The 26,544-nt window shown below is 60.1% G+C and carries 24 protein-coding genes; 7 read left to right on the top strand and 17 right to left on the bottom strand.

Annotated features, from left to right (window positions below):
- The coding region (locus tag ACTIE1_RS13000; RefSeq protein ID WP_439563435.1) for a hypothetical protein at positions 1-206 on the bottom strand (206 nt) is incomplete at its 3' end.
- Between the two features lie 268 nt (positions 207-474).
- Here ACTIE1_RS13000 and ACTIE1_RS12995 point away from each other — a divergent pair.
- From ACTIE1_RS12995 to ACTIE1_RS12985, 3 genes are read left to right on the top strand one after another with little or no spacing between them, the layout of a single operon-like run.
- On the top strand, positions 475-1,485 hold the full coding sequence (locus tag ACTIE1_RS12995) for a Gfo/Idh/MocA family protein (protein ID WP_439561930.1): 1,011 nt from the start codon (positions 475-477) through the stop codon (positions 1,483-1,485).
- 11 nt (positions 1,486-1,496) lie between these two features.
- The gene (locus ACTIE1_RS12990) at positions 1,497-2,561 is read left to right on the top strand and encodes a Gfo/Idh/MocA family protein (RefSeq protein ID WP_439561929.1); all 1,065 of its coding nucleotides are present in this window, start codon (positions 1,497-1,499) and stop codon (positions 2,559-2,561) included.
- Between the two features lie 58 nt (positions 2,562-2,619).
- A complete protein-coding gene (locus ACTIE1_RS12985; protein ID WP_439561928.1) occupies positions 2,620-3,393 on the top strand; it encodes a FadR/GntR family transcriptional regulator in 774 nt (257 codons plus the stop codon).
- Between the two features lie 418 nt (positions 3,394-3,811).
- On the opposite strand, the gene ACTIE1_RS12980 is transcribed toward ACTIE1_RS12985, so the two are convergent.
- From ACTIE1_RS12980 to ACTIE1_RS12965, 4 genes are all read right to left on the bottom strand, one after another.
- A complete protein-coding gene (locus ACTIE1_RS12980; protein WP_439561927.1) occupies positions 3,812-4,795 on the bottom strand; it encodes a threonine ammonia-lyase in 984 nt (327 codons plus the stop codon).
- Between the two features lie 3 nt (positions 4,796-4,798).
- Positions 4,799-5,794, bottom strand: a complete 996-nt coding sequence (locus tag ACTIE1_RS12975; protein WP_439561926.1) for an ornithine cyclodeaminase family protein — start codon at positions 5,792-5,794, stop codon at positions 4,799-4,801.
- A 242-nt stretch (positions 5,795-6,036) separates the two neighbouring features.
- A complete protein-coding gene (locus tag ACTIE1_RS12970) occupies positions 6,037-6,990 on the bottom strand; it encodes an ornithine cyclodeaminase family protein (protein WP_439561925.1) in 954 nt (317 codons plus the stop codon).
- A gap of 10 nt (positions 6,991-7,000) precedes the next feature.
- Positions 7,001-8,128, bottom strand: a complete 1,128-nt coding sequence (locus ACTIE1_RS12965; RefSeq protein ID WP_439561924.1) for an alanine racemase — start codon at positions 8,126-8,128, stop codon at positions 7,001-7,003.
- A 91-nt stretch (positions 8,129-8,219) separates the two neighbouring features.
- On the opposite strand from ACTIE1_RS12965, the gene ACTIE1_RS12960 reads away from it, so the two are divergent.
- Complete coding sequence (locus tag ACTIE1_RS12960) at positions 8,220-9,125, top strand: LysR family transcriptional regulator (RefSeq protein ID WP_439561923.1); 906 nt, start codon at positions 8,220-8,222, stop codon at positions 9,123-9,125.
- Between the two features lie 178 nt (positions 9,126-9,303).
- On the opposite strand, the gene ACTIE1_RS12955 is transcribed toward ACTIE1_RS12960, so the two are convergent.
- The 3 genes from ACTIE1_RS12955 to ACTIE1_RS12945 are packed head-to-tail and all read right to left on the bottom strand — an operon-like array spanning position 9,304 to position 13,133.
- The gene (locus ACTIE1_RS12955; RefSeq protein ID WP_439561922.1) at positions 9,304-10,740 is read right to left on the bottom strand and encodes an NAD-dependent succinate-semialdehyde dehydrogenase; all 1,437 of its coding nucleotides are present in this window, start codon (positions 10,738-10,740) and stop codon (positions 9,304-9,306) included.
- Positions 10,737-11,789, bottom strand: a complete 1,053-nt coding sequence (locus tag ACTIE1_RS12950) for a tartrate dehydrogenase (protein WP_439561921.1) — start codon at positions 11,787-11,789, stop codon at positions 10,737-10,739. Before ACTIE1_RS12950 ends, ACTIE1_RS12955 begins: the two co-directional genes overlap by 4 nt.
- Before the next feature lie 18 nt (positions 11,790-11,807).
- Positions 11,808-13,133 carry an NAD(P)/FAD-dependent oxidoreductase gene (locus tag ACTIE1_RS12945; protein ID WP_439561920.1) on the bottom strand — a complete coding sequence of 442 codons (1,326 nt, stop codon included), beginning with the start codon at positions 13,131-13,133 and terminating at the stop codon, positions 11,808-11,810.
- Positions 13,134-13,309: 176 nt separating this feature from the next.
- Here ACTIE1_RS12945 and ACTIE1_RS12940 point away from each other — a divergent pair, with 176 nt between their 5' ends.
- On the top strand, positions 13,310-13,804 hold the full coding sequence (locus ACTIE1_RS12940; protein WP_439561919.1) for an Lrp/AsnC family transcriptional regulator: 495 nt from the start codon (positions 13,310-13,312) through the stop codon (positions 13,802-13,804).
- A 28-nt stretch (positions 13,805-13,832) separates the two neighbouring features.
- Here the strand turns inward: ACTIE1_RS12940 and ACTIE1_RS12935 are convergent, their stop codons facing one another.
- The 4 genes from ACTIE1_RS12935 to argE all read right to left on the bottom strand — a co-directional run bounded on the left by ACTIE1_RS12935 (position 13,833) and on the right by argE (position 18,212).
- Positions 13,833-14,741: a 2-hydroxyacid dehydrogenase gene (locus tag ACTIE1_RS12935; protein ID WP_439561918.1), complete on the bottom strand. Its 909-nt coding sequence runs from the start codon at positions 14,739-14,741 to the stop codon at positions 13,833-13,835.
- Positions 14,741-16,129: an aminotransferase class III-fold pyridoxal phosphate-dependent enzyme gene (locus ACTIE1_RS12930; protein WP_439561917.1), complete on the bottom strand. Its 1,389-nt coding sequence runs from the start codon at positions 16,127-16,129 to the stop codon at positions 14,741-14,743. The genes ACTIE1_RS12935 and ACTIE1_RS12930 overlap by 1 nt, the downstream gene beginning before the upstream one ends.
- A gap of 15 nt (positions 16,130-16,144) precedes the next feature.
- Positions 16,145-16,966: a GNAT family N-acetyltransferase gene (locus ACTIE1_RS12925; RefSeq protein ID WP_439561916.1), complete on the bottom strand. Its 822-nt coding sequence runs from the start codon at positions 16,964-16,966 to the stop codon at positions 16,145-16,147.
- Between the two features lie 121 nt (positions 16,967-17,087).
- Positions 17,088-18,212, bottom strand: coding sequence for an acetylornithine deacetylase (gene argE / locus ACTIE1_RS12920; protein WP_439561915.1), 1,125 nt, complete (start codon positions 18,210-18,212; stop codon positions 17,088-17,090).
- A gap of 204 nt (positions 18,213-18,416) precedes the next feature.
- Between argE and ACTIE1_RS12915 the strand changes: the two genes are divergently transcribed.
- Together ACTIE1_RS12915 and ACTIE1_RS12910 are read left to right on the top strand one after the other, a co-directional pair.
- Positions 18,417-19,082 carry a haloacid dehalogenase type II gene (locus ACTIE1_RS12915; RefSeq protein WP_439561914.1) on the top strand — a complete coding sequence of 222 codons (666 nt, stop codon included), beginning with the start codon at positions 18,417-18,419 and terminating at the stop codon, positions 19,080-19,082.
- A 3-nt stretch (positions 19,083-19,085) separates the two neighbouring features.
- Positions 19,086-20,375, top strand: coding sequence for an NAD(P)/FAD-dependent oxidoreductase (locus ACTIE1_RS12910; protein WP_439561913.1), 1,290 nt, complete (start codon positions 19,086-19,088; stop codon positions 20,373-20,375).
- Positions 20,376-20,467: 92 nt separating this feature from the next.
- On the opposite strand, the gene ACTIE1_RS12905 is transcribed toward ACTIE1_RS12910, so the two are convergent.
- The 5 genes from ACTIE1_RS12905 to ACTIE1_RS12885 all read right to left on the bottom strand — a co-directional run bounded on the left by ACTIE1_RS12905 (position 20,468) and on the right by ACTIE1_RS12885 (position 26,530).
- A complete protein-coding gene (locus tag ACTIE1_RS12905; protein WP_439561912.1) occupies positions 20,468-21,415 on the bottom strand; it encodes an N-acetyltransferase in 948 nt (315 codons plus the stop codon).
- A gap of 183 nt (positions 21,416-21,598) precedes the next feature.
- Complete coding sequence (locus ACTIE1_RS12900) at positions 21,599-22,912, bottom strand: NAD(P)/FAD-dependent oxidoreductase (RefSeq protein WP_439561911.1); 1,314 nt, start codon at positions 22,910-22,912, stop codon at positions 21,599-21,601.
- Between the two features lie 10 nt (positions 22,913-22,922).
- A complete protein-coding gene (locus ACTIE1_RS12895) occupies positions 22,923-23,804 on the bottom strand; it encodes an ABC transporter permease (RefSeq protein WP_439561910.1) in 882 nt (293 codons plus the stop codon).
- 31 nt (positions 23,805-23,835) lie between these two features.
- The gene (locus tag ACTIE1_RS12890; protein WP_439561909.1) at positions 23,836-24,786 is read right to left on the bottom strand and encodes an ABC transporter permease; all 951 of its coding nucleotides are present in this window, start codon (positions 24,784-24,786) and stop codon (positions 23,836-23,838) included.
- Positions 24,787-24,865: 79 nt separating this feature from the next.
- Entirely contained in the window at positions 24,866-26,530 is a 1,665-nt protein-coding gene (locus ACTIE1_RS12885) for a peptide ABC transporter substrate-binding protein (protein WP_439563434.1), read from the bottom strand.
- Between the last annotated feature and the right edge of the window lie 14 nt (positions 26,531-26,544).

Genomic DNA, 26,544 nt, shown 5'->3' with positions numbered 1-26,544 from the left:
AGCATTATCTGATAAGCAACCTGTTCCAGAACCACGGTCGTATCGGGGTTCGCGGCATTGTAGCGCTCGACGACCGGCGCCAGCGTCGGGCAGCTGTAACCGTTATCGAGGCACCAGATGACCACTTGCTGCGCACCGGCAGTCCCCGCAGTGACAGCGAATACCAGGCCTGCAGCACTGGACATCCACATTTTCGAAATACCCATGTCTTCCTCCCTTTTCTTCCCCCTAGACACCCGTCGATGGCAGCCTGATGATAGCGCTATCGATCGCGAACACACTGCATCTGGTCTTACCAGATTGTCAACGATAATTTTCTTCCTTAAAAATAGTTATTAATATGCAGTATGTTAGATGATATTTTTATTCCTCTGCAGGTCCACCACCGTTGACAGGGCTTAAATTATCAGTAACTGGTCTTACCAGACATTGCCTGCAAGATCACTTACACCGTCACCGGAGGAACCATATCAAATGCCAAAATTTGCAGTCATCGGCATCGATCACGGCCATATCTTCGATCATGTAAAAGGATTGCTCGCCGAGGGGTGGGAGCTGGCTGGACACTGCCCCGAAACCTCTGTGCCAGCGCTTCTGAAAACCTTCGAGAATGCCTATCCCGACTCCCCGCGCACAGCCCGCAGCGCATTGTTCGAAGACGAGTCGATTGCCGTGATTTGCACGGCCGCCATCCCTTGCGACCGCGCGGGAATCGCCATGACCGCCATGCGGCACGGCAAGGATGTCATTTCCGACAAGCCTGGTGTCACGACTTTCGCGCAGCTTGCAGAGATCGAGAAAACGATTTCCGAGACTGGCCGGATATTCTCGGTGTGCTTTACCGAACGCTTTTCCGTCAGATCAGCCGAGAAGGCGGGCAAGCTGGTGTCGGAAGGCGCAATCGGTCAGGTAATCCAGACGCTGGGAACCGGCCCACATCGTCTTGGAACCGGACGACCCGACTGGTTTTTCAAGCATGACGCGTTCGGCGGCATCCTCGTCGATATCGGCTCGCACCAGATCGACCAGTTCCTGTTCTATACCGGATCCGAGACCGCAGAGGTTGCAACCAGTTCAGTCGGCAACTTTGCCAACCGCGCCACACCCGAATTCGAGGATTTCGGTGATCTGGTTCTGCGCAGCGAAAAGGCCACAGGCTATATACGGGTTGATTGGTTCACGCCCGACGGCTTGCCGACATGGGGTGACGGCCGTCTCCTGATTTTGGGGACAGAAGGGTATATCGAGCTGCGCAAATATGTCGATATCGCAGGGCGTGACGGCAAGGATCATCTGTTCCTCGTGAACAAGACGGGCGTCGAGTACATTGATTGCTCGACCGAGCCCAAAAGCTATTTCCATAATTTCGCTAACGATGTGCGCGACCGCACCGAAACCGCGATGACCCAACGACATGTATTGGAAGTTTGCCGCCTTTCGCTGGAGGCCCAGAGTAAGGCTGCAACGCTGGCCAGGAAAGATTGAGGAGGAAGAGAATGACTGAAAGACTACGCGTCGCGGTGATCGGTGCCGGCATAGCTGAGCGCCACCTGAGCGGTTACCAGTGGAACAAGAACAAATTCGACGTAAAGGTGTTATGCGCACTGGACGACGACCGAGCACGGCCACTGGCCGAACGGTTCGGAATTGCGGAATACACCCGTGACTTCGACGCGGTTATTAAGCGCGACGACATCGATGTGGTGGATATCTGCACCCCTCCCGACCTGCATTTCGAAATGTGCAAAAAGGCCATCGAAGCAGGCAAGCATGTGATCTGCGAGAAGCCGCTTTTCGGCTCCCTCGCAGAGGTCGACGAGATGATCCGCATCGTGGGGCGCACGGATTGCAAGCTGATGCCTATCTTTCAGTATCGCTATGGCACTGGCCTGCAAAAACTCAAGCGTCTGGTCGAGGCGGGCCTGACCGGCAAACCCTTCATGACCACCATCGAGACACATTGGTGGCGCGGCCCTGATTACTACGACGTGCCCTGGCGCGGGAAATGGGCCACGGAACTGGGTGGCGGGCTGCTGGGACATGCCATTCATGCGCATGACATGCTCCATTATATCCACGGCGATTGCCAGAACGTCTTTGCCTTTGGCGACACACTGGTCAACGAAATCGAGGTCGAGGACACCATGGCCCTGGCGGTGCGGATGCAGAACGGCTCCCTCGCAACGCTTTCCATGACCCTCGGCTCTCGCAAGGAAATTTCCCGCTTGCGCTTCTGCTATCATGATCTTGTGGCGGAATCGATCACGGAGCCGTACACTATGGGGCGTGATCCATGGGTTTTCACTGCAGGTACAGCCGAACACCAGAAGCGGATTGACGACTTTCTCGCCGAACTTCCGCAGGCAGAGGACGGCTATACCCGCCAGTTCGACCTGTTCCATGATGCAATCATACACGGGGAAGAGTTGCCGGTAACATTGCACGATGCGCGCAATTCTCTTGAACTGGTGACCGCCGGCTATTATTCCCAGCGCACGGGTCGGTGCGTGGCGTTGCCGATCTCCGAAGAACATCCGCTCTACAGATCCTGGCTTCCCTAGGCTTCGGAATCGGTGGTCGGCTGCAGGCCCCGGCAACACTCGCTACGAAAGGTTCCAGATGCCAAAGTCGTCCCACCCGGTGACTCAAGGCGACAACCCTCGCCTGTATCAGACAATTGCACGGCAACTGGCCACAAAAATCGAGGAACACGCCGCCGATCCGAATTGGCGTGTTCCGTCCGAGCGCGAGCTGGCGGAGGAACTCGGCGTCAGCCGGCCCGTCGTGCGTGAAGCTGTCATCGCGCTGGAAATGAAGGGCATAGTCGAGGTGCGCGGTCGCGCGGGAATTACGATTCTGCGCCGCAAGTCTATTCGTTCGGCGCTTGAAACAGCACTGGATCTTTCCGAAATAGATGCTGGCCCCGGCCCGTTCGAGCTGCTTGAAGCACGCATGGCCATCGAGTCCAGCGCGGCGGGTCTGGCTGCCGAAAGGGCCACGCGCTATGACGAGCTAGAACTCGAGGACTGCATCGCCCAGATGGAGCAGGAGACTGACGTGCTCCTGCTCCACGAGCAGGGCGACCGGAATTTTCACATGACCATCGCCCGGATGACAGGCAATTCGGTGATCGTCTCGATGGTCGAGGCACTGTGGCAACAACGCGACCAATCACCGATGTGGCGCAAACTTCACGAGCACATCTATCCCGCCAGCGTCCGCCCACTCTGGGTGGGCGATCATCATGCGATCCTGGCGGCCATCCGCATGCGCAACCGCGAGGCCGCGTATAACGCAATGTCGCGCCACCTGCGAAATGTGATTAACGAACTGCTCGAAGCGGATGAGCGCGGCCGTCTCTATACTGGTGAAACAGACCGGAAGGTTCGATAGGCTGTCGCAGAGTTCTGTCGCAAATTCAGCTGGGTTGAGTGTAACCTTGCGCTGGCCGTAACTATGCTGCGCGTTAAGTAAACCGCTGCACTGCGGTCATGCCATTGGCGTAAAATAGGCCCTTGCGAATCACGTCGGCTGTCTCCATGCCCTCCATTATCATGGATCGCGCGTCGTCAACCACAGTCGTTGCAATTCCGGCCAGCGCTTCATGATCTGTTCTTGCTGGATAGCGTCCTGCAATCGCCTTAGCAATTGCTTTGCCTGATCGAGAAGCAAACGAAGGTTCGCGTGGCCCGACGTAAGCATTCGCCGAGGGCCGTCTGGCGGTTTGTTGTTGTGATTGTCTATCGAGTGTCCTTATGGACGTACACGAGCACACCCGCCGTCTGAAACCAATGCTGCGCGGCGACGGCATTCATAATGCGCCTGACAGGTTCCGGGCGTAAACCTCGGCCAGATCGGCCAGATCCCAGTTGCCGCCGGTGAGCAGCACACAGACCTTTTCATCGGGCCGGACATTGACCGCGCTGGCGATAAGCGCACCAATGCCGATGCTGGCCGCAGGTTCCGCGATCAGCTTCGCGTCGCGTGCAAGGATGTGCATGCCAGCTACGATGTGTTCATCCTCGACCAGCACGATTTCATCGACATGACGTTCGATGATCGGCCAGGGGTTCTGCGCTGGAACGCTGATGCGTAACCCGTCAGCGATGGTGTTGCCCAACGGCAGGGAGACGCGCCGCCCTTCGATCCGGCTTCTATAATATTTCGGCGTCAGCGCCGGTTCGGCCGCCACCACCCGCACATTCGGGTTCAAGCCTTTGATCGCTGTCGCAACGCCGGAAATCAACCCGCCGCCACCCAAAGGCACGATCACAGTGTCCACGTCGGGCAGATCGGCAAGGATTTCGCAGCCTATGGTGCCCTGCCCTGCCATCACACGCGGGTCCTCAAAACCGTGGATCGTTTCCAGCCCGCGTTCATCAGCGATGCGATAGGCCTGTTCCCAACGCGCGGCGGTGTCACCATCGTAGAGGATAACCTCGGCCCCCAGCGATTTGGTGTTGGCGATTTTGAGTGGCGGCGTATTTGTTGGCAAAACCAGCGTCACACTGGTGCCCAGCATCCGTGCGGCCCAAGATAAACCCTGTGCATGGTTCCCCGAGGATGAGGCGATGAACCCGCGCGCCACCCGCTCGGGTGGCAGTTGCAGCGTGGCATTCAGTGCACCACGGATCTTGAAGGCCCCGGTGACCTGCAGGACTTCAGGCTTCAGCCATATCTGACAGCCCGCCGCGAGGTCGATCTTCTCCGTGCGCAGAAGCGGGGTGTGGCGGATATGCTGCTTTATGCGCTCGTGCGCGTCAAGGATGTCCTGAAGGGACGGAGCTTGTGTCATCTGTCACGTCTCTGATGCGAGGAAATCAAATGTGGTGCCAATCCCGCTCTTTTGCGCAAGGCGCAGGATCAGGGCGGCGGTGGTGGTGTCCTGAATGGCCATGCCGGTGGAATCGAAGATGGTGATCTGATCGCGGGTTTCGCGGCCCGGTTCGCGGCCCAGAAGCACCTCGCCCATCTCGGCATGCACATCCGCGACCAGCCCCGCGCGGATCGCGTGCTGCACCTCGCCTTTGTCACGGCATTGAGCGCGGCTGTCGGCGATGATGCGCGCGGTGCGTAAGATATCGGGGGCAAGCTCCTGCTTGCCTTTCTGGTCTGTTCCAATGGCCACCACATGCGTGCCCGGCTGCAGCCATCCTGCCTGCAGGACAACAGCACTGGCGCGGGTCGTGGTCACGACGATATCGGCCACAGCCACGGCCTGCTGGGCGCTGGCGGCAGGAATGACCGGCAGGTCGAATTCGGCCTCGATGTCTGTCTTGAACGCGGCCAGCCCTGCGGGCGACCGGCCCCAGGCGTGGATGCAGTCGATTTCGATCACCTCGCGGATGGCGCGAACCTGCATGCGCGCCTGATTGCCCGTTCCGATCATCGCCAGCACGCGCGCATCCTCGCGCGCCATGGCCCGGACCGACACCGCCCCTGCCGCGCCGGTACGAAACCCTGTCAGCAGGCTACCATCCATCGCGCAGAGAAGCGCGCCGCTTGAGCCGTCGAATAACAGCACCGTGCCCATGCCATTGGGAAGACCATAGCGGCCCGAATTATCGCGGTACCCGCCCGAGGATGCCTTGAGCGAAACCCGCTCGGTTTCCGCATGGTAGCAGGCTTTGAAGTCAATCTCGGCCCCTGGTTCCGACATGTGCAGGCCCATATAGGGCGGCTGCACGACCTCTCCGCCGGAGAAGGCACGAAACGCGTCCTCGACTGCTGTGATGACGTCAGGCATGCGGATCAGACCACGAACCTGTTCTTTGGTCAGAAGGAGTGTTGCCATTTCTTCCTCCTATCGCCGGCCGAAATTTGGGACAGGGTCGAGGGCGACAAAATCAGGCATGAAACTTCCTGTTGTGGTGATGGCCTTGGTGAGGGTGCTTTCCACAAATAATCTAACCTTGTCTGACCGGAGTTGCGTGCCGATTCGACGCGGCAGGCAGCGAAAGATGACGTTGAAGGTCCGCGTCGCAATAGATTCTGCCGTTCAAGGCGCTAAAGGTCGCTTGTTCGTTTGCGGTGGGCCTAAGCAATATCCCCACGCCGCCTATCCGCTGGCGGGGCTGCAGTTTTCCGATCAAGGATGGCCTTCGCTATATACAGATCCTGAAGTGAGATGCCCGAGCTGTCGAATATCGTGACCTCCCTTTCATTGCGACGGCCCTCCGAATTGCCAGACAAAACCGCTCCGATGGCAGTCGGGGGTGCTTTGGGGTCCGCGTGCTGGAATTCACCGATGCGTAGTGACTGTTCCGGAAGATCACAGAACAGACGGGCGCGCGGGAAAAGATCGTCGGGAAGTTCCTGTTTACCCTTGGAGTCCGACCCCATGGAAGAAATATGCGTTCCCGGACGGACCCATTCGGCCTCAAAAAGCGGCTTGGTGGCTGTTGTTACAGTGACAATGATATCTGCGGCACGGACAGCCGCTTCCGCCGTCGCGGCCTCGGCCGGTAAGGCTGCGCTGCGCAACCGTTCGACAAAGGCATCGGTGCGAGAGGGATCTCTGCCGACCACCAGCAGACGGGACAGCTTTCGGATGCGCGCGACAGACCGCGCCTCGTAGGCGGCCTGATGGCCGGTTCCGAACAGGGTCAAAACTTCGGCATCCGGACGCGCCAGAGCATCGGTTGCCACCGCATCCGCTGCGGCGGTGCGGTAGCAATTGACGGCAGACCCCTCAATGACAGCGCCGATGCGTCCAGTGTTCTGGTCGATCAGCAGAACGGTCGAGGCATGGCGCGGTAGACCATGTGCATCATTTGTTGGAAAATAGGCCCCGACCTTCAGTCCGGCCAGTTCTGCACCCGACGCCGATTTGATGGTGAAACGGTTCTGCGGGTCGCTTGCATGAGCGATCACCACCGGAAAACTTGTAGCATCCGGCGCGATGGCGGCGATGAACGCATCGCGCACCGCCTTGAAGGCAAGTTCCAGCGTAACGATGGCAGAAGACTGCGCTTCGGTTATGATGATCATTACTTTCCCCTTACCAGCCGCCGAAACGTGGCCATATCTGCATTGGCCCGCCGTCCTGCGGCAACACATTGTAGCGGTCATGCTGCGCAGCGGTCGCGCAGGCGTGGTTGGGCAGGATCCTCAGGCGGGTACCGACGGGCATATATGGCATCGCACCATCCACACCGGAACGATGCGATATGATTCCGTGCTCCTGATTGGCGCTACTTACAATAAGGTCGGGCAAAACATTGCCGTTCACATCGCAGATCAGACCATAGCCCTGATCCACATCCTGCGCCGCCGTGCCGCGATCGCGCGACAGGGCCATCCAGCCCGCGTCAATCATCGTCCAGCCCTTTGCCGGCTGATGTCCGATGACGGTCGTGAGCACACTGATTGCAATGTCGTCCACGGCGCAGACGTCTATCCCCGCCATCACGAGGTCGAAGAACATGTAGACCCCAGCCCGCAGCTCCGTCACGCCAATCAGATCGCGCGCGGCGTGGGCGGTCGGGGTTGATCCGACACTTACGACCGGGCACGGCAGCCCCGCGTCATGCAGCGCCCCGACGGCCGAGACGGCGGCTTTGCGTTCCAGTTCTGCAAAGTCGGCATGGGCAGCCACGCCGCGAACAGTGTAGCTTTCGCCCGCATGGGTTATCACACCGCGCAGGCAGCCGGCGTCGTGCAGGGTGCGACCGATCCGGACAAGCGAGGGATCATCCGGTCGAAGCCCGCCGCGATGACCGTCACTATCAATTTCTATCAGGGCGGGAACATCCGACTGCACCACGGCCTGCGCCTGCGCGTCGCAGTCCAGGATCACCACGAGATCGCAGCCACGTGCACGCAGCGCCTGCACGCGTTCCAGCTTCTGCGGCGCGATTCCGACTGCGTAGAGAATATCATAGTGCCCTGCGTCGAAGAACACTTCTGCTTCGGCCAGGGTCGACACCGTAATCGGGCCGGACGCACCACCAGTCAATCGGCGTGCGACATCGACGGATTTCGCTGTTTTCACATGAGGGCGTAGCGAAACACCCAATCTTTCCGCGCGCCTGGCCAGCCGCGCGATATTCTGCATCATTCGCTTCTCGTCCAATAGCAGCGCTGGTGTGGGCATAGCAAAAGGGCTGGACAGGTCCGGTGTCATCATCGGCAAATCCTCTATCAGTTCCCGATGATTAGCATCCCAAGCATTAATGTCATATTCACCCTGACTTAATCTTATGTTAAGTTGTAACTTAATGCTTGATATGTCCGATCTCCGTTTTCTTACCGCACTCTCCGCCGAACCGAGCCTCGCGGCAGCGGCGCGTAGTCTGAACGTGACCCCACCCGCGGTTTCGCAGCGATTGGCGGCGCTAGAAGACCGGCTACGACTACGGCTCATCGAACGCGGGCGCGGGCCGCTCAGGCTGACTGCAGAAGGAGATTATCTCGTCGATCGGGCGAAGATAATTCTGGACGATGTCGAAAGACTGTCAGAGAAAATGTCTGCCCGGGCGGGCCGCATCGAGGGTCCGCTTCATGTCATCGCGCCCTTCGGTTTCGGGCGTTTGCGTGTGGCGCCGGTTCTTGCACGCTTCGGGAACGAAAACCCGGACCTGCGGTCGACGCTCAGCCTTCGCGAAGATCCTGTCGGCGCAATGGGTGAAGGGCTTTGGGATGTCCTGATCCATGTCGGGCGGTTGCCAAACCTAAGGATCACGCAGCGCAAACTTGCCTCGAACCGCCGCTTCCTTGTCACGTCGCCCGAGTATGCCAGACGCTTCGGCCTTCCGGAGCGCCCTGAGAACGTGTCCGCCCACAGAGTCGGCGTCGTTCGCGAGAACCGGGCCGACACCACGCTTTGGCCACTGACAGGTCCGGACGGCGTTGAGACAAGCCTGCGCGTGCAGCCAGTCTTTGGCTGCAACGATGGCGAGGTGCTGCGTGGCTGGGCTCTGGATGGCTACGGTATCGTCGAACGCTCTGAATGGAGCGTTTCCGACGATCTGAGTGCCGGCAAATTGGTGCGCGTGCTGCCGGACTGGTCGCTTCCGGACGCCGACATCCTCGCTTTGCTGAACCCACGCGCCGTACGCTCGCTTCGTATAGACAAGTTCGTTGACCGGCTAACGACGGAAATCGGCGCAGTGCAAACGATCTGACCGGCGCGCGCCTTCAGGCCAGAAAATCCTGGTCTACATAAACAAGGCGAGCCGTCGTGGCTGCAGAAAAACGATCCGCAGTCCTTTTTCGCAAACCCAGGGTTTGCCAGCGCCGCCCTTTTACAAAGCAGCAACTCCTACAGATTAGGATGTTTCCTTGTGTTGGGAATGATCAAAATCACAGCCCGCCGAAATGCAATGCTTTGGTTTCAAGGTACTCCTCAATCCCCTCTTGCGCGCCCTCGCGCCCTAGACCGGAGGCTTTGACCCCGCCAAACGGGGCAACCTCATTGCTAAGGGTACCGGTGTTCAGCCCGACCATGCCGAATTCCAGCGCCTCGCCAAAGCGAAAGGCGCGGGCCATGTCGCGCGTGTAGAAATACGCCGCAAGGCCAAACGGTGTGCCGTTTGCCAACGCCAGCGCCTCGGCTTCGGTGTCAAACCGAAAGACCGGCGCGACCGGGCCGAATGTCTCCTCGGACGCCAGACGCATTGCTGTGGTCGCACCCGACAATACCACGGGATCGGCATATTGCGGGGGCAGATTGCGCGCACGGGTCACCCGGGCTGCCCCATGCGACAGCGCGTCAGTGATATGGGCGGTGATCTTCTCGATTGCCGCGGTATTGATCATGGGGCCAATGTCCACATCCGCCCCGGTGCCCGCCCCAACCTGCAACGCATCCACTCGCGCGCCGAGTGCTGCGACAAACGCATCATGGATGCCTGATTGCACAATGATACGGTTGGCACAGACGCAGGTTTGCCCGCCGTTGCGGAATTTGGACTGCATCGCACCCTCGACCGCTGCATCCAGATCGGCGTCATCGAACACCACAAATGGCGCATTGCCGCCCAGTTCAAGGCTAAGGCGTTTCAATGTCGGCGCGCATTGTTCCGCCAGCATTGCACCCACGCGGGTTGATCCCGTAAAGGACAGTTTGCGCACCACAGGGCTTTCGGTCAGCGCTTTTCCGATTGCCTCGGGTTTGCCGGTCAGGATGTTCAGAACACCTGCCGGAATGCCAGCACGTTCCGCCAGAACTGCAAGCGCCAATGCCGAATAAGGCGTGAAATCTGATGGCTTCACGACCATCGTGCACCCCGCCGCCAGCCCCGGTGCGACCTTGCGGGTAATCATTGCAATGGGAAAGTTCCACGGAGTGATGATCGCGCAAACCCCGACGGGTTCTTTCATTGCAAAGATCTTCTTCCCTGCGACGGGTGAGGGGATGATCTTGCCGTTGATACGCCGCGCTTCTTCGGCGAACCAGCGCACAAAACTGGCGCCATAGGTCACTTCGGTCCGGGCCTCGGACAAGGGTTTGCCTTGTTCGGCGGTCAGGATCTGCGCCAGATCCTCGCTGTGTTCCAGCATCAATGCGTACCAGCGCATCAACAGATCGGCGCGCGCGGCATGGGTGCGGGCGCGCCAGTCGAGCATGGCGTGTTCTGCGGCGGCGATGGCGTCACGGGTCTCATCGGCGGTGCAGTCCGGCAACTGTCCCAGAACGCTGCCAGTGGCGGGGTCAGTGACGTCCATTTCCGGACGTGTCAACCAATGGCCGTCGATCAAGGCCGCGTTACGGAACAGGTCGGGGTCTTGCAGTTTCATGCGTTTGCCTCCAGCGCGGTCAGAATAGCCGCTGTGATTGTTTCGGTGGAATGGCTGCCCGGCGCAGTGCCGATACCCTGTGCGGTCGCTGCCTCTATTGCGGTCATGATCGCATCGGCGGCGCGGCCTTCGCCCAGATGGGACAGCATCATCGACGCTGACCAGATGGCTGCGATGGGGTTGGCGATGTTCTGGCCCGCGATATCTGGGGCCGACCCGTGGACGGGTTCAAACATCGACGGACCGGTGCCGTCGGGGCAAATATTGGCCGATGCAGCAAAGCCAAGACCGCCCTGAATCGCCGCCCCCAGATCGGTCAGGATGTCGCCAAAGAGGTTAGATGCCACCACAACATCAAGGCTTTCCGGGGCCATAACCATCCGTGCGGCCATTGCGTCAATATGCATATGGCTGACCGTTACATCCGGATAGTCAGCAGCAACTTCGCGCGTGACTTCATCCCAAAATACCATCGAGTATTTCTGTGCGTTCGATTTCGTGACCGAGGTGACGTGGCCGCGCCGCGCCTGCGCCTGCTCAAAGGCAAAGCGCAGAATACGCTCCACACCTGCGCGCGTGAAGATCGCGGTTTCCACCGCCACTTCGTTCCCCATGCCCTGATGCACGCGCCCGCCTGCGCCGGAGTATTCGCCTTCGGTGTTTTCACGGATGCACAAAATGTCGAAACCGTCCGAGCGCAGCGGGCCTTCGACACCCGGCAACAGGCGATGCGGGCGGATATTGGCATATTGGTTGAAAGCCTTGCGGATCGGCAATAGCAGTCCATGCAATGACACCGAATCCGGCACGGTTCTGGGCCAGCCCACCGCGCCAAGGAAAATCGCGTCAAACCTGCGCAATGTCTCAATGCCATCATCGGGCATCATCGCGCCGGTTTGCAGATAGTGGGCGCAGGACCAGTCAAAGGGTGTCGTCTGAATGGTGAAGCCATGGCGGCGCGCGGCGTCCTGCACCACGGCCAGCGCGGCGGCGGTCACATCTGCCCCTATTCCGTCGCCGGGGATCAACGCCACTTTGTAATTGTTCATCGTCGTTTCCGTTCTGTTTTAAAAGTCGCTTACTTTGCCCCATTGGCTGCGGGAAAAGCGCGAAAGCCGGTATTGCCGGGTTTCTGTGATGGGTTCACGGCCCAGAACCATATCGGCCACCAGATGGCCCACGCCCGGACCAATGCCGAAGCCGTGACCGGAAAGCCCAGCAGCCAGCACAAGTCCCGGAATGCCTATGTCAGCGTCAATCACCGGAACGCCGTCGGGTGTACTGTCGATATAGCCGGCCCATATGGCAGTAACCGGCACATCGCGCAACGCAGGCAACAGGGCACGCGCGCGTGTCAGGGTCAGGTTGATCTGCCGTCCAGAAGGGTGCGGATCCAGAATACGGACCCGTTCCATCGGCGTAGGCTGGTCCATCGCCCAGCGGCGGCGCGTTTCAAATCCCGCAGACCATGCCTGCAACCCACCGGGCCGCAGGACGCGCCAGCGGCGCGCGAACATCGGCAGGAAATGCCGCATCCCCAGTAACGCACCTGGGGTAGGGTCCACATGGGCCATGCCGGAAACTGCCAATCCGTAACCGCCGTCCGCGCGCCGAGTGACGCTAACGGGCGCGGTATGCAGGGCATCGGGCAGGCCCGCCGCACCGGGGCCAACAGACAACATGGAGCTGCGCGCTGCCGCCTGCGGAAAGGCGATATTGACCTGATGCAGGAAGCTTGCCGCCCATGCGCCGCCTGCCATGACTACGGATTTCGTGCGGACCACGCCCTTCTCGGTGATGACACCCGCAACTTTGCCTGCTGCCAGTTCCAGCCCCCGCGCCGCACAGTTCTGTACTACATGGCCGCCATGTTTCATAACTGCCTTGGCGATCAGGGGGGCGGCGCGGGCCGGGTCGGCAATCCCGTCAGTGGGCGACCAGACACCACCTTTCCAGCGCTGACCGGTTGCCGCGCCGCGCGCGGCGGCCTCGGTCGTGCCAAGCATACGGGTATCCACCCCAACGCCGCGTGCAAAACGGCCCCATTTTGCCCAGCCTTCAATTTCTGCCTCGTCATTCGAGAGATACAGGAGGCCGCAGCGCGAAAAACCCAGCGAGTCGCCTATATCCGCGCCCATTTCTTCCCACAGCTTAAGGCTGTGCGTCGACAGGGGCAGTTCACGGGCGTCGCGGTTTTGCTGACGGCACCAGCCCCAGTTCCGGCTGGACTGTTCCGCCCCCACCGCGCCCTTTTCCAACAAGACAACTTTTTGGCCTGCGCGCGCCAGCCAATAAGCCGCCGACACCCCGACAATCCCCGCACCGATGACCACACAATCAGCCGCTACGGGGGGGGATTCAGGCGTGGATATTGAAAGTCGGGGTGCTGTCATCGGAGGGCCCTTTTTATCGTTGCGCCGATCCTAAAGGCACCAATTCAGCGGGTTGTTCCGCAATCGAAGGCAAAACAGCATTTTCTGTTGAAAGAGGCTGGTAAATGAAGTGCTATAAGATCGTGGACCTCAGGGCCAAGAATGTGAAAAGCAGTGCTTCGGTGCAAGGATTGACGATGACAGCTGCCTATAAACTTGACCGGATCGACATAAAGATCCTTGCTGTCCTTCAACGCAATGGCCGCATTACGAATGTCGAACTGGCAGAAGAGGTCAATCTTTCCCCCTCGCCTTGCCTGATGCGCGTCAAGAAACTGCAAAACGCGGGATACATCACCGGGTATTCTGCGCAGATTGACCTTGCCCGCCTTGGTCCGACACTGACGGTATTCACCGAATTCACGCTGAAGAACCATCGCCAGATTGATTTTGCCCGTTTTCAGGAAGCGTTGGAAAAGATTGAAAGCTGCGTGGAATGTCACCTTGTTTCAGGCGGGTATGACTATCTGGCCAAATTTGTCACCGCCGGAATCGATAGCTATCAGTTGATTATGGAAGGCTTGATTGACCGTGATCTGGGCATCGACAAGTATTTCAGCTTTGTGGTCTTGAAATCGCCCTTTACGAAGCAGCACATCCCCCTGTCACGGCTTTTCGACGACGGGGACTAAGCGCGGGCACAGTGCTGAGGATGTCTGCTCAGTACCCTTTCGCCTGATCCACCAGCCCGGGCAGGGGCGTGTCGCGGTTTAAAGCACGCATGACAGCAAGCGCGTGGCGCGCGCCTTCGGTAGCGTCGGTCTGCGCGGCGATATGGGGCGTCAGGATCACGCGCGGATCGTCCCACAACCAGTGATCCTGCGGCAGGGGTTCGGGTTCCGTCACATCCAGCATTGCACTGCCAAGCTGCCCGCTGTCCAGCGCCGTGCGTAACGCCTGCAGGTCCAGATGCGCGCCACGCCCTGCATGGATCAACCGGGCGCCTCGCGGCAGCGCCGCAAAGGTGCGCGCGCCCAGGATACCGCGCGTTTCCGCAGTCAGTGGCAACAAGCAGACCAACAGGTCGCTTCGTTCAAGGAACGCATCCATCGAAGCCGCAGTAAAGGTCTGTATGTCGGTCCCCTGACCGGAACGCGACAGGCCCGCCACGTCAAAGCCAAGCGCCGACAGGCTTTGCGCGACAAGCGCACCGATCCGGCCCATCCCCATGATACCCACACGCCGCGCCGATGCCAGTTGAACCGGATGCGACTGCCACAACCGCGCACGCCCCTGTTCCAGGTATTGCGGCATATCGCGGTGCAGCATCAGCGTGGCCATGACTACCCAATCGCGCACCATTGCCTCGATCCCGGGTGCCAGCGTCCGCGCCAGCGCCACGCCGGGTGGCATGGGCGGCAGATGGTCCACCCCTGCCCCGACCGATAGGACAACGCGCAAATTCGGATAGCGTGATAAATCCGCCGGCGGGGTCCAGCATGCAATGGCCGTGACTTGCGCAGGGTCGGACACGGCATCCTCGCCCGCGATCAGCGTTTCACCTGCTGCGTCGAACATCGGTTTCCAGACAGGCAGGCGGGCGGGGGTGGACAGAAACAACATGGCCATCAGCGCAGCACCTCGCGGATTTCGGGATCTTCCAGCGTCAGATCCAGCACTTTGCGGGTGCGCGCGACAATCGCATCAATCTCATCGGCTGTGCAGCACAGCGGCGGCGCATAGCCCAACACGCCTTGCGCAAACGACCGCACCACCAGCCCTTGTTCCCACGCACGGTCAAAAAGCCGGGTCGCCGCGTTCAGTGCGGCGGGCAGTGGGGTTCTGGCTGTCTTGTCTGTGACCAGTTCCACAGCAGCCAGCATCCCCCGGCCGCGCACATCACCTACCAGCGGATGATCGGCCAGGGTGCGCAGTCCCGCCTGCAAGCGCTCGCCCATTTCGCGGCCATTCTCCAGAAGCCCCCCCTCATAAAGCGACAGCACTTCCAGCGCCACGGCGGCTGACACAGGGTGCGCGGAGTAGGTGAAGCCATGCCCGACAGCCTTTGCCCCAGCCCCTTCTGCAATGACGTTATAGACATGGTCGGATATCAGGACGGCGCCCATGGGCAGATACCCCGATGTCAGGCCCTTCGCCACGGTCATCAGGTCCGGCACAATACCCTCATCCTCGCAGGCAAACAGCGGGCCGGTTCGGCCAAAGCCGGTGATAACCTCATCCGCGACGAACAGGATGCCGAATTCGCGGCAGACTGCGTGCATGGCCTTGATCCACCCGTCCGGCGGCACCAGCACGCCGCCCGACCCCTGTATGGGTTCAACATAGAATGCTGCGACCCGTTCGGCACCGATTTCAGCGATTTTTGCACGCAACTCTGCCACAGACGCCGCGATCACCGCTTGCGGGTCCGCCGCCAGCGGGTTGCGGTACAGATCATGCGAGGCGATCTTGTGCTGCCAGCTATGCGGCACGCCAAATCCGTCATGGAACAGCGGCAGCGCCGTTAGCCCCGCGCCCATGCTGGTTGATCCGTGATAGCCCGATGCGACCGAGATAAACTGATCACGGTCCGGCTGGCCCAAAGCATGCCAGTAATAGCGGATAAAGCGGATTGTGCTGTCCACCGCATCCGACCCACCAAGCGTGAAATAAACGTGGTTCAGCTCGCCCGGCGCGCGCTCGGCCAGTGCGGCGGCAAGGCGGATCGGCGCTTCTGCCCCAAGGTCGAAATAGCCCGTGGCATAGGGCAACTCGCGCATTTGCTGCATGGCCGCCTGCACCACGCTTTCCTGCCCGTAGCCTGCGTTCACGCACCACAAGCCTGCAAAACCGTCGATCAGCTGGCGGCCCTCAGCATCCGTGACAGTCGCGCCTTTGGCCGATGTCAGGACACGCACGCCGCGCGCTTCATGGCCCTGGAAGGACGACACCGGATGGACAAGGTGCCGGCGGTCCAGTTCGACCAGTGAATTGGACAGGGGGGGGTGGGTCAACATGGGATACTCCGATGATCAGCCCAAAGCCTGCGAGACAAGGGCGTAGGTTTGATAGGCTGACGCATTGCGCGCGCGGGGAGAATGGACCATAGCAGTACCGCCCCCCACCGCGCTGAGGCCCAGCGTTTCGACAAAGGGAGCAAGGCCATGTGATGCGGACACGTCAATGCGCAAGAATTGACCCGCCATCTGCGTGGCGCCAGCGGCCATCAAGGACCGCGCTGCGGCTGCATTGCGCGCGACGACCGGTCCCAGAACATGACCACGTCCGAATTCGCGCAGCAGGGCGAAACCGCCCTCTGTCCGCAAGGTCACGCCATCAGCAGCGATGCGCGCCAGCAATGCTGCGCGTTCCAGCCCGCTGGCGGCGGTGTCCATCCGCGCCAGTACCGCCGGATCATAGGGACCGGTCTGAACCGGACACTCAAGCACGGCCGGCCGCGCGATTCCCTGCAGCTGCACGATCTGCCCGCAATCTTCAAAGCCCAGCTTGCGATATAGTGGTCGTCCTTCATCAGTTGCGACAAGGCGCATTTCGCGCGTTTCGGCCAAGGCGATGATACGCTGCATCAGTTGCTTGCCCAGACCGCGCCCGCGCATCGCTTCATCCACGATAATCATGTTCAGCGTCGCCACCGGCCCATGCATTGAACACAGCGCCGTACCGACAACCCGCCCGCCCGACACGGCCACCACGCCCTGTGACACCGAGAAAGTCAGCGCCCAATCTTCGGGCCGGTGGGGCCAGTTCTGCGCGCGCGACAGCGCCAGCGCACCGGGCAGATGCCGCGCTGTGAAGGGCAGGATTTCGGTGGTTATCAGATCAGGTCGGGTCATTGCAGGCATCTCATTGGCGTTTCCAGAAATCTAGCCTGCGCGATGCAGCATCTTCCGCTTGATCGCGCGTTTCGGCGGCAGCTTGCATCAGCGCCCAAGGCACGCGCCGCAGAAAATGTTGTCATGCGCACAGGCTTTGACCAAGCCGCCGCATCAGGGCGCAAGTGGCGTGCAACTCATCGCAGGTCAGATATTCCTCGGGTTTGTGGGCACGGTCGATGTCACCCGGCCCGCAGATGATCGCGGCTATTCCGGCAGACTGAAACAGTCCGGCCTCCGTCCCATAGCTGACCGCCCCTTGTGGGGTTTTCCCCGTCAGTTGCGCCATCAGATCTGCCAGCGGATGGCCACGATCAAGCGCAAGTGCCGGATATGTCGCCAGAAACGACGCCTCGATGCCGGCGCCTTCTGCGGCGGCCACCACCGGTGCAAGCAGGTCTGACGGATCAACGCCTGCAATAGCGCGCGCCTCAATCTCGGCGGTGGCGGCTTCGGGGATGATATTCAGTGCCTGACCGCCGGAAACCGTGCCGATTTGCAGGCTGGACCACGGCGGCAGAAACCGCGCGTCTTTCGGGCCGGACTGCAACGCCTTTGCCTGCGCCACCGCCGCGCTCAGCGCGGGGATCAGTGCGTGAATGGCATTCGCCCCCAGATCGGGGCGCGAGGAATGTCCGGCCACGCCTTTCGCCGTAAGCCGGATCGCGGATTTGCCTTTATGGGCCAGCACCGGCGTCAAGCCGGAAGGTTCGCCAATGATTGCGCCCGCAGGCGGCGCGCACAACCCCGGCAGGGCCGACAGAAGGTGCGGGACGCCACGACACCCGGCCTCCTCATCATAAGACAGCGCCAGATGGACCGGCACCTTCAGGTTCATTGCCAGCAGCTCCGGCACAATGGAAAGGGCGGCCGCGACAAAGCCCTTCATGTCGCAGGCCCCGCGACCGATCAGCCGTCCGGCATCTTCGCGCAGTACAAATGGATCGCCCAGCCAGCCCGGCTCTTTGGCAGGGACGACGTCCAGATGGCCGGACAGCACATATCCCGGTCTGTCTGCCGGACCGATGCTGGCAAAAAGGTTCGAGCGGTCGCCCTCGGGGCCGGGCAGGACATGGGCGTCCACACCGAATCCCGACAACCACGCGCGGACAAATTCCACGATCGGGGCATTCGGTCGTCCGACAACACTGTCAAAACCAACCAGCTTTTCTAGCATCCCCTCAGGGGTCGGGTTTTGTGGTGTCATGCGGCGCGTCCCCTTGGCGATTTTCATATGCACAAGACTGCCTGACGCAGGCGCATGGATATCACCGTGTTTTGGCATCTTCCGGCAGGCTGTGCCGCCACCTGCCGTAGAATCGCAATTTCCTGCGTTTCCTCTGCCGAACGCAGCAAGCACTGTCGCACCTAGGCGTCGATGATGGGACATAACCATGAACCGGAGACACCAATGACCTTCCGCCCCAAATTCATCAGCTTCGATTGCCACGGCACCATGATCCATTTCGACATGGCAGGTGCTGCGCGCGACCATTATGGCGCACAGCTTTCCCCGGAAAAGATGGAGCAGTTCATCCGCGACTTTTCCGCCTACCGTCTGGACGAAGTGCTGCACGACTGGAAGCCCTATGCCGAAATCGTGCACAACGCGCTGGAACGTACCTGTAAACGCAACGGCCTAACCTTCACGCCCGAAGTGGCGGAGGACATCTATAACCGTGTCCCGACATGGGGTCCGCACCCGGATGTGCCCGCCGGCCTTGCCAAAGTGGCGAAGGAATTTCCGTTAGTCGCGCTGACCAATTCGATGAACGCGCAGATCCCGCATAACATCGCCAAGCTTGGCGCCCCCATCACCCATGTGCTTACCGCCGAAAGCGCGGGTGCTTACAAGCCACATATGCGCGCGTTCGAGTATATGTTTGATACGCTGGGCTGCGGACCAGAGGATTTTTTGCATGTCTCATCCTCTTTCCGCTATGACCTGATGACCGCGCATGATCTGGGCATCACCAATAAGGTGTGGGTCAACCGCAGCCATGAACCCGCGAACCCATATTACGGCTATACCGAAGTTGCGGACGTTTCGGGCCTGCCTGCCGTGCTGGGCCTCTAGGAAATGAGATACCTTTCATACTGGCATGATACGGCCCCCGCTTTTAGCGGGGGGCAAACTTGTCCGGTTGATGGCCAGTTTGATGTGGCCGTGATCGGCGCAGGTTTTACCGGTCTGAATGCCGCGCGAAAACTGGCGCGGCAAGGTGTCAGGGTGGCCGTGCTTGACGCCGCGCATGTGGGCGCAGGGGGGTCAGGCCGCAACGGCGGGCATCTGAACAACGGTATTGCGCATAGCTACAGTGATGCAAAGGCGCATCTGGGCATGGAACGCGCGCGCGCGCTGTACCGCGCCTTCGACCGCTCCATCGACATGATTGAGGATGTGATCGCAGAAGAACAGATCGCCTGCGATTTCCGGCGTGCGGGCAAGCTGAAACTTGCGTCAAAGCCGTCGCATATCGCGGGACTAAGGGCCAATCAGGAACTTATCGCGCAGGAGGTTGACGCCGCCACCCGCTGGATCGACCGCGCGGATCTGAACAAGGAGATCGGATCAGAGGCGTTTCACGGTGCCGCTTTGTTTGAAAAGTCCGCTATGATGCATATGGGACGCTATGTGACCGGGCTTGCCGATGCGTCCTGTAATCATGGCGCAGTGATCTGGGAAAACGCCCCGGTTACAGGACGCACCAAGACGCGGGACGGCTGGATCATAGCCACCCCATGCGGACAGTTGCACGCGCAGACGGTGATTGCGGCAACGGGCGCCTATTCGGCGCAGGTGCCGCAAGCGCCGCTGGGATATTTCCGACAACGTATTATCCCGGTGGCATCATTTGTGATCGCCACGCGGCCCCTGACCGATACCGAAGTTGCCGCAACCATGCCCGGCAACCGGACCTGCGTGAATTCCCTCAACATCGGCAACTATTTCCGGCTGTCACCTGACAACCGGCTGATCTTTGGCGGACGGGCGCGGTTTTCGGCAGTGTCCGATCAAAATTCGGACGAAAAGTCGCGCCATATCCTGCGGGCTGCAATGATCGAAATCTTCCCTCATCTTGCCAGTGTAGAGATTGACTATTGCTGGGGTGGGCTGGTCGGTATGACACGCGATCGCTTCCCCCGTGCAGGTCAGGCGGATGGCATGATCTACGGTATGGGATATTCAGGCCATGGCGCACAGTTATCCACGCTTCTGGGACAGGTGCTGGCCGATCTGGCGATGGGGCGCAAGGACACCAACCCGCTTGATGGCCTTGACTGGCCTGCAGTTCCGGCGCTGAATGGCAAGCCGTGGTTTTTACCGCTGGCCGGCATGTGGTTCAGGTTAAAGGACCGGTTGTCATGAACGCAGCCCCTCGCCGACTGGCGGGGGCAGATATGGCGAGTTGGATTCATCGGCCCGCCATCGGAATTTGCGGGCGCTTCGTGCCGGACGCCTTAACCCACAGAATGCGCGGCCAGCCCGAAGGTTACCAAGCCTTCGCTGGCGCGGCGATGCGGGCCAATCCGCATTTCGGTTACCGTATCAAACAACGTCATGCCCGCGGCATTAAGGAATCCGGGCAACGCCTGCCCCTGGCACGGGGTATCAATACGCAGGAACTTTCCCTGACATTTCGTGATGAGCGGGGCGGCGATCTGTACTGCCATTTCCTCGGACTCCGCCACCAGCGGGCCGAGCACATGGCCCTTGCCGAAGGGACGCAGCAACGCATAACCGCAGGGCCTGCCGTTCCGGCTGGCGATCACCCCTTCTGAAATGCCCGTCAGCGCGCTGAGCAGCAGGCTACGGTCCGCCCCGAATGCTTCGGCGTCCATCTGTGCGATGGCTGTGCCGTCCTGTGGGGTGGTCGGGGTCAGTTCCAGGCCGGGCATCGGGTCAAGCTGCGGAACGGTGCCGACAATGCCCTGATGCTGGTAAACCGTGCCCACATGTATGAAACCCGCACTGAGATACAGCCGGTAGCCGGATCGCGTGGCGTTCAGCCGCAAGTCGCGCCCGTCACAATCGCGCATGATCTGTTGAAGCAACCACCGCCCGCCGCCCTGTGCCTGCAGGCGCGGCGGTGTTACCATCATGCCCAAAGTGGCAAAATCGCTCCCCATCGGGAAACGCATTGCCGACCCGACGGGGCGGCCAATTTCGTCCACAGCGATGTAACCCTGCCCCTGCGCAATCAGTAACTCCAGATCGCTTTCGCGATGTGGCCAGAATACACTTACCGTCAGCTCATGCAAAAGTGCGCGAACCTGCTGGTTGACAGGCAAGGTCTGCGCATCGAAGGCTTTGATCCGCATCGTCTTCTGGATATCCTTGGGTGTCGCTGTTGCGGGGTCATGGTTCCGGGTCAGTCCCCCTGCCTGATTTTCAGCGCGATTACCCATCTGCTATCCTCCTGTTCATTCGGATCAGGACCGATCCAACCTCTCCCGTCAGTTCGTGCTACGACTTTAACCCAACTGATGCAGTATGTTCACCCGAATATAGGGTGGGATTCAAAAAAGCCTTTTGCAGGTGCATTCTAGAACATCGCCCGGCGGTCCCCAATCCGTCCTCGCCCCCCCGCATCAGCGCCGCGCCCGCCACAGGGCAACACGGTCCTGCAGGCCATATGCTTTGATGAATGCGGGCATGAACCATGGCGTGCCGTTGTAAAACGGCACGGCGGCAGGCGGGCGGAAGTCGAATGCGGTTCGGCTTTCGGCCGTGTTGCCCAGCAATCGATGCGCGGCGCGGCTACCGACCCACGGGGCCCATACCACGCCAGAGCCACAAAATCCGCTGGCATAGACCACACCATCGCGTTCAAAGACACGCGGCAGCATATCGCGGTTCATCGCCACATTGCCAAACCAGCTGTGGGACAATCGGACATCGGCAAGCTCGGGGAACAGTTCGCCCAGCCCCGCGCGCAGGCGCAACGTCGGGGCCGCCGGATCACCGACCCAACTGCTATCGCGCCCGCCCAGCAAGATGCGTTTGCCGTCTGGCGTGGGGCGATAGTAGAATCCCAGTTGGCGGTTCTCGCCCATCATCATGCCGCGCGGCATCAATTTTGCCATCAGATCAGGCGATAATTCTTCCGTCACGATGATGCGGCTGCGCACCGGCACCAGACGGCGGCGCAGATAGGGCGCCGCCGCATCGGTGTAGCCATTGGTGCACACCAGCACCTGCCGCGCCGCTGTCTTGGCTGCGCCTGTCGTCACATCAAAGCCCGCGCCATTGCGGGAAATGGCGGTCACAGGTGTTTGGCAATGCACCGTTACACCAGCCGCCAATGCCACGCGCAGCAACCCGGCGTGGAATTTTCCGGGATGCAGCCCGCCGATATCCATGCGCACGACTCCGCCGCGATAGAAATCGGTGCCGATATAGTTGCGCTGTTCTGAATGGGGTACGGAATAGGCGTCGATTCCCAGCCGTTTGGCCAGACCTTCGGTACTGCGGGCCATTTCGTCATACTGCTCATAGCCCAGAGCGGCACGAAACAGCCCGGTAAGTTGAAAATCGCAAGAAATTCCTTCGGTCGCCAGAAAGTCATACAAAAACTCACGCGCATGTTTGCCTTCTGTTTCGATCTCAAACGCCTTTTTCTCGCCGAACCTGCGCGTCAGGGTCGCTATTGAGGGCCGGATACTGCCCGAAGTTATACCGCCATTGCGCGACGATGCCCCCTCTCCCGGGTTCATGGCATCGAATACCGCAACCGAGCGCCCCGCCCGTACCAGCGTCAGTGCAGCCGAAAGCCCGGCATAGCCTGCACCCACGATCGCCACATCGACACGCGGCGCTATAGATTGCTCAGGGACCGGCCCGACGGGTGCTGCCTCCCACCAGTAGGGGGTAGTTTTACCCGCCAGACGCTGTTGAATGGTCATGAAACTACCCTCAGAAGTTGTCATTCCGCACGTCGAGCGCATCGCGCAGCCCGTCGCCAATGAAATTGAAGCTGGTCACGGCAATAGTGATCGCCGCCCCGGGAATAATCGCAAGCCATGGCGCAGTGCTCAGGTATTGCTGCGCGCCGTTCAGCATATTGCCCCAGCTTGGCAGTGGTGGCTGGATACCATAGCCGAGGAAGCTGATATACGCCTCCAGAAGAATAGCACGCGCCACGGTAAGGGTTGCTGCGACAATGATCGGCCCCATGGCATTTGGCAAAATCTCGCGAAACATGATATGCGCCTGACCAAGACCCAGCATCCGGCCTGCCAGCACGAATTCCCGCTCTTTCAACGACCGGACCTCGGCCTCGACGATACGCGCGACTTCCATCCAGCCGGTCAGCGCGATGATGACCGTAATCATGATCGGACTCGGTTTCAGGGCAACGGCCAGGGCCAGCAGCAGAAAGATTGTGGGAAACGACAGAAAGCCGTCCACCGTGCGCATCAGCAGCGCGTTCAGCCAGCCACCGCTGTATCCCGCGATCACGCCGATCAATGTGCCCAGCAATGTGGCCAGCAGCATCGCAAACAGCCCGACCAGCAGGGATATCCGCCCCGCCATCAGCAATCGCGCCGCAATGTCGCGGCCCAGCGGATCAGTGCCCAGATAATGATCACCCGTCAGCGGCGGCGAGAACCGCGCCCGCAGATCCACGAAAAGCGAGTCATAGGGCAACAGGTAAGGTCCGAACACACAGGCCAGCGTCAGCAGCGTGATCATTGCCAGCCCCAGTATGGCCAGCTTGTTGCTGAAGAAGCGGCGCACCACCCGGCTTCTAAACCAGCGTATATGGGGCGTGGGGGCCGTAGAGATCATACTCATGAGATGCCTCTTGTTGTTCCGTTGAAGGCCATCAGGCCAGACGAATGCGGGGATCGACCAATGCAACGACGACATCGGCGATGAAATTGGCGGCAATGGTCAGAATGGCCGAGAACATCAGCAGGCCCATAACCACGGGATAATCGCTGTAGCCCAGACTATCTAGAAACAGCCGTCCCATCCCGGGCCAGCTGAAGACCGTCTCTGTCACCAGTGCGCCGGTCAGCAGCGATGGCAGTTGTACACCCGCCAGCGTGATCATTGGCAGCAGCGCGTTACCCACCACATGCTTCATGATGACGCGCCGTTCCGGCACCCCCTTGGCGCGGGCAGTCTTGACGAATTCCTGATTGATTGCGTCCAGCGTGGCACCGCGCATGAAGCGGCTCCAGATTGCGATATGCACCAGCGCCAGCACGATGGAAGGCATAATCAGATGGTGCAGATAGTTCAGTACCGATGCATCGCCGATGGTGTACATATTGCCAGCGGGAAACCATCCCAGGCGCAGGGAAAAGACATAGATGCCGATCAGGCCAAACCAGAAAGTCGGGATCGACAGGGCGATCATGGCGCCGACAGTCGCGGTATAGTCAAAAACGGAATAGCGGTGCGTGGCCCCGCGGATACCGATCCATGTCCCGATGGCCACCGAGATAACAGTGGCCGATCCCATCAACAGCAGCGTCGCCGACACATGGCGCCCGATCACGGTCAAAACCGGATTGCCGTCACGGAACGAAGTGCCCCAATCACCCTGAAGCATGCGCGACGCCCATTCCAGATACTGAACCCAGAGCGGCCGATCGAGGCCCAGCTGCGCAGCAATGCGCATTCTGTCATCCTGTGTCATGCCGGGGTCAAGCGCATATTGCGCCAATGGCCCACCCGGGATCAGGTTGAGCACGACGAAACCGATGATTGAGACAATCACCAGCAATACAAGACTCTGCATCAGGCGTTTGAGCAGGAACGCTACCATGTTTCCCTCCTTGCAGGATTGACCGGGGGTGCCGAGAGGCTTCGCCCGCGCGCATCACGCACGGGCGAAGGTGGTCTGCTTAGCCCCAGTACCAGCCTGCGGCGTGCCATGTTTCACTGCGGGTATTGGTGTTGGGAACAAACCCCTCGATACCGGCCTTACGTCCGTAAACCTGTGTATATGCAAACAGCGGCAGGAACGGCAGGTCCTCGCGGATGAGTTCCTGCACGCGCAGGTAGATCTCGCGCCGCTTTTCGGCATCGAACGTCTGCGCCCCCTCTTCCAGCAAGGCGTCAACCTCGGGGTTGGCGTATTGACCGGTGTTTGATCCCCGTCCACCTTGTGCCGCGATTGCGCCACTATGAAACCGATTGGTCACGTCAGGATCGGCAGCGATCAGATATGTGATACCCACCATCGCTGTATCAAACTGCGACTGCCCCCAGAAATCGCCCCACATTACAGCTGCAGGCAGGTTTTCGATGTTCATTTCCACACCAATATCCCGGAAGGTCTGCTGGACGAACTGCTGCGCCTGTTCACGCAGATGCGCGCCGGTGGTGGTGGAGTTGTTGAACGACAGCCGCACCCCGTCCTTGGCGCGGATACCGTCGTTGCCGGGCACCCAGCCAGCCTCGTCCAGAATCTGACGCGCCTTTTCCAGATTGAACTCATGTGTGGGCAGGCTGTCGTGGTAGTAATAGGACTGACGTGGCATGAAGGTTTCGGTCTGATTGGGCAGGCCATAGTACAGAACATCAACAATCGAGTCGCGGTCCAGCGCCAGATACAGCGCTTCGCGTACGGCACGTTCTTTGAATTGCGGGCGTTCCAAATTCAGGTAAATCGACTCGATCGACGTGGCGGGTACCAGATCCACGACGCGGTCGGGAAGGTTGCGGGCGGCCTCGTAATTGTCTTGCGTGATATAGGAGCGACCGACCAGATCAATATCGCCGCTCTGGAACTGGGTGAACAGCACCGTCATATCGGGGATGTAGCGAAAGATCAGTTCTTCGATATACGGCCCTTCGCCAAAATACTCGGGGTTGGCCACCAGCGTCAGGTTATCGCCAGCCGTGCGTTGCCCCCAGCGGAAGGCACCAGTGCCAATCGGTGCGCGGTTGAAGGCAGATTCGTTGGGGTTGTCATCGGCACCCAGGATATGGGCAGGTACGATGAAGGTTTCGGTCAGGAAGGACATGTAAGGTGCGAATGGCTCTTCCATCCGCCAGGTGATTTCGGTGGGTGAAACGACCTCGATGTCGCGCACAAGGTTGTGGCCTGTGGTGCGCCATGAGCGGAAGTCAGGGTTGACGATCAGTTCAAGGGTGAACTTGACATCGTCTGCCGTGAACTGCGCGCCATCGTGCCAGCGCACATCATCGCGCAACTGAATACGCCATTGCAAACCATCTTCCGAGATGCCGCCGTTTTCCTGCGTGGGAACTTCGGTTGCCAGATTGGGCACGATAACCCCGTCTTCATTGATGCGGAACAGCGCGTCGAAGATCGAGAAATGGATGTTATCATCCACTTCGATCTTTGGCATCAGAGGGTTGAACACAGTGGGTTCCTGCGACACGCCTACGATAACCCGACCTGTGGGCGAATCGGGCGGGGTCTGCCCAAGGGCAGGCTTCCCCAGCAGATTTGGCGCAAGAAGCGCTGCGGCGCTGGCCCCCATAAGGCCAAGGGCATGGCGGCGTGAAAGGCCAGATCCGGACTTTGCATTATTGGTCATCTGATAGTCTCCCT

This window comes from Roseinatronobacter sp., assembly GCF_051859525.1.
In the GTDB taxonomy this organism is placed as follows: domain Bacteria; phylum Pseudomonadota; class Alphaproteobacteria; order Rhodobacterales; family Rhodobacteraceae; genus Roseinatronobacter.
This window is presented reverse-complemented; position numbering and strand designations above follow the sequence as displayed.

Bases quoted from the DNA above. Each gene is read 5' to 3' on its own strand.
- ACTIE1_RS12960 (WP_439561923.1), top strand. From the start codon at position 8,220: ATGCTTGATATGTCCGATCTCCGTTTTCTTACCGCACTCTCCGCCGAA.
- ACTIE1_RS12895 (WP_439561910.1), bottom strand. From the start codon at position 23,804: ATGAGTATGATCTCTACGGCCCCCACGCCCCATATACGCTGGTTTAGA.
- ACTIE1_RS12945 (WP_439561920.1), bottom strand. From the start codon at position 13,133: ATGACAGCACCCCGACTTTCAATATCCACGCCTGAATCCCCCCCCGTA.
- ACTIE1_RS12890 (WP_439561909.1), bottom strand. From the start codon at position 24,786: ATGGTAGCGTTCCTGCTCAAACGCCTGATGCAGAGTCTTGTATTGCTG.
- ACTIE1_RS12900 (WP_439561911.1), bottom strand. From the start codon at position 22,912: ATGACCATTCAACAGCGTCTGGCGGGTAAAACTACCCCCTACTGGTGG.
- ACTIE1_RS12965 (WP_439561924.1), bottom strand. From the start codon at position 8,128: ATGATGACACCGGACCTGTCCAGCCCTTTTGCTATGCCCACACCAGCG.
- ACTIE1_RS12975 (WP_439561926.1), bottom strand. From the start codon at position 5,794: ATGGCAACACTCCTTCTGACCAAAGAACAGGTTCGTGGTCTGATCCGC.
- ACTIE1_RS12995 (WP_439561930.1), top strand. From the start codon at position 475: ATGCCAAAATTTGCAGTCATCGGCATCGATCACGGCCATATCTTCGAT.
- ACTIE1_RS12970 (WP_439561925.1), bottom strand. From the start codon at position 6,990: ATGATCATCATAACCGAAGCGCAGTCTTCTGCCATCGTTACGCTGGAA.
- ACTIE1_RS12955 (WP_439561922.1), bottom strand. From the start codon at position 10,740: ATGAAACTGCAAGACCCCGACCTGTTCCGTAACGCGGCCTTGATCGAC.
- ACTIE1_RS12940 (WP_439561919.1), top strand. From the start codon at position 13,310: ATGACAGCTGCCTATAAACTTGACCGGATCGACATAAAGATCCTTGCT.
- ACTIE1_RS12985 (WP_439561928.1), top strand. From the start codon at position 2,620: ATGCCAAAGTCGTCCCACCCGGTGACTCAAGGCGACAACCCTCGCCTG.
- ACTIE1_RS12930 (WP_439561917.1), bottom strand. From the start codon at position 16,129: ATGTTGACCCACCCCCCCCTGTCCAATTCACTGGTCGAACTGGACCGC.
- ACTIE1_RS12980 (WP_439561927.1), bottom strand. From the start codon at position 4,795: ATGACACAAGCTCCGTCCCTTCAGGACATCCTTGACGCGCACGAGCGC.
- ACTIE1_RS12915 (WP_439561914.1), top strand. From the start codon at position 18,417: ATGACCTTCCGCCCCAAATTCATCAGCTTCGATTGCCACGGCACCATG.
- argE (WP_439561915.1), bottom strand. From the start codon at position 18,212: ATGACACCACAAAACCCGACCCCTGAGGGGATGCTAGAAAAGCTGGTT.
- ACTIE1_RS12905 (WP_439561912.1), bottom strand. From the start codon at position 21,415: ATGGGTAATCGCGCTGAAAATCAGGCAGGGGGACTGACCCGGAACCAT.
- ACTIE1_RS12990 (WP_439561929.1), top strand. From the start codon at position 1,497: ATGACTGAAAGACTACGCGTCGCGGTGATCGGTGCCGGCATAGCTGAG.
- ACTIE1_RS12885 (WP_439563434.1), bottom strand. From the start codon at position 26,530: ATGACCAATAATGCAAAGTCCGGATCTGGCCTTTCACGCCGCCATGCC.
- ACTIE1_RS12910 (WP_439561913.1), top strand. From the start codon at position 19,086: ATGAGATACCTTTCATACTGGCATGATACGGCCCCCGCTTTTAGCGGG.
- ACTIE1_RS12925 (WP_439561916.1), bottom strand. From the start codon at position 16,966: ATGACCCGACCTGATCTGATAACCACCGAAATCCTGCCCTTCACAGCG.
- ACTIE1_RS12950 (WP_439561921.1), bottom strand. From the start codon at position 11,789: ATGAACAATTACAAAGTGGCGTTGATCCCCGGCGACGGAATAGGGGCA.
- ACTIE1_RS12935 (WP_439561918.1), bottom strand. From the start codon at position 14,741: ATGGCCATGTTGTTTCTGTCCACCCCCGCCCGCCTGCCTGTCTGGAAA.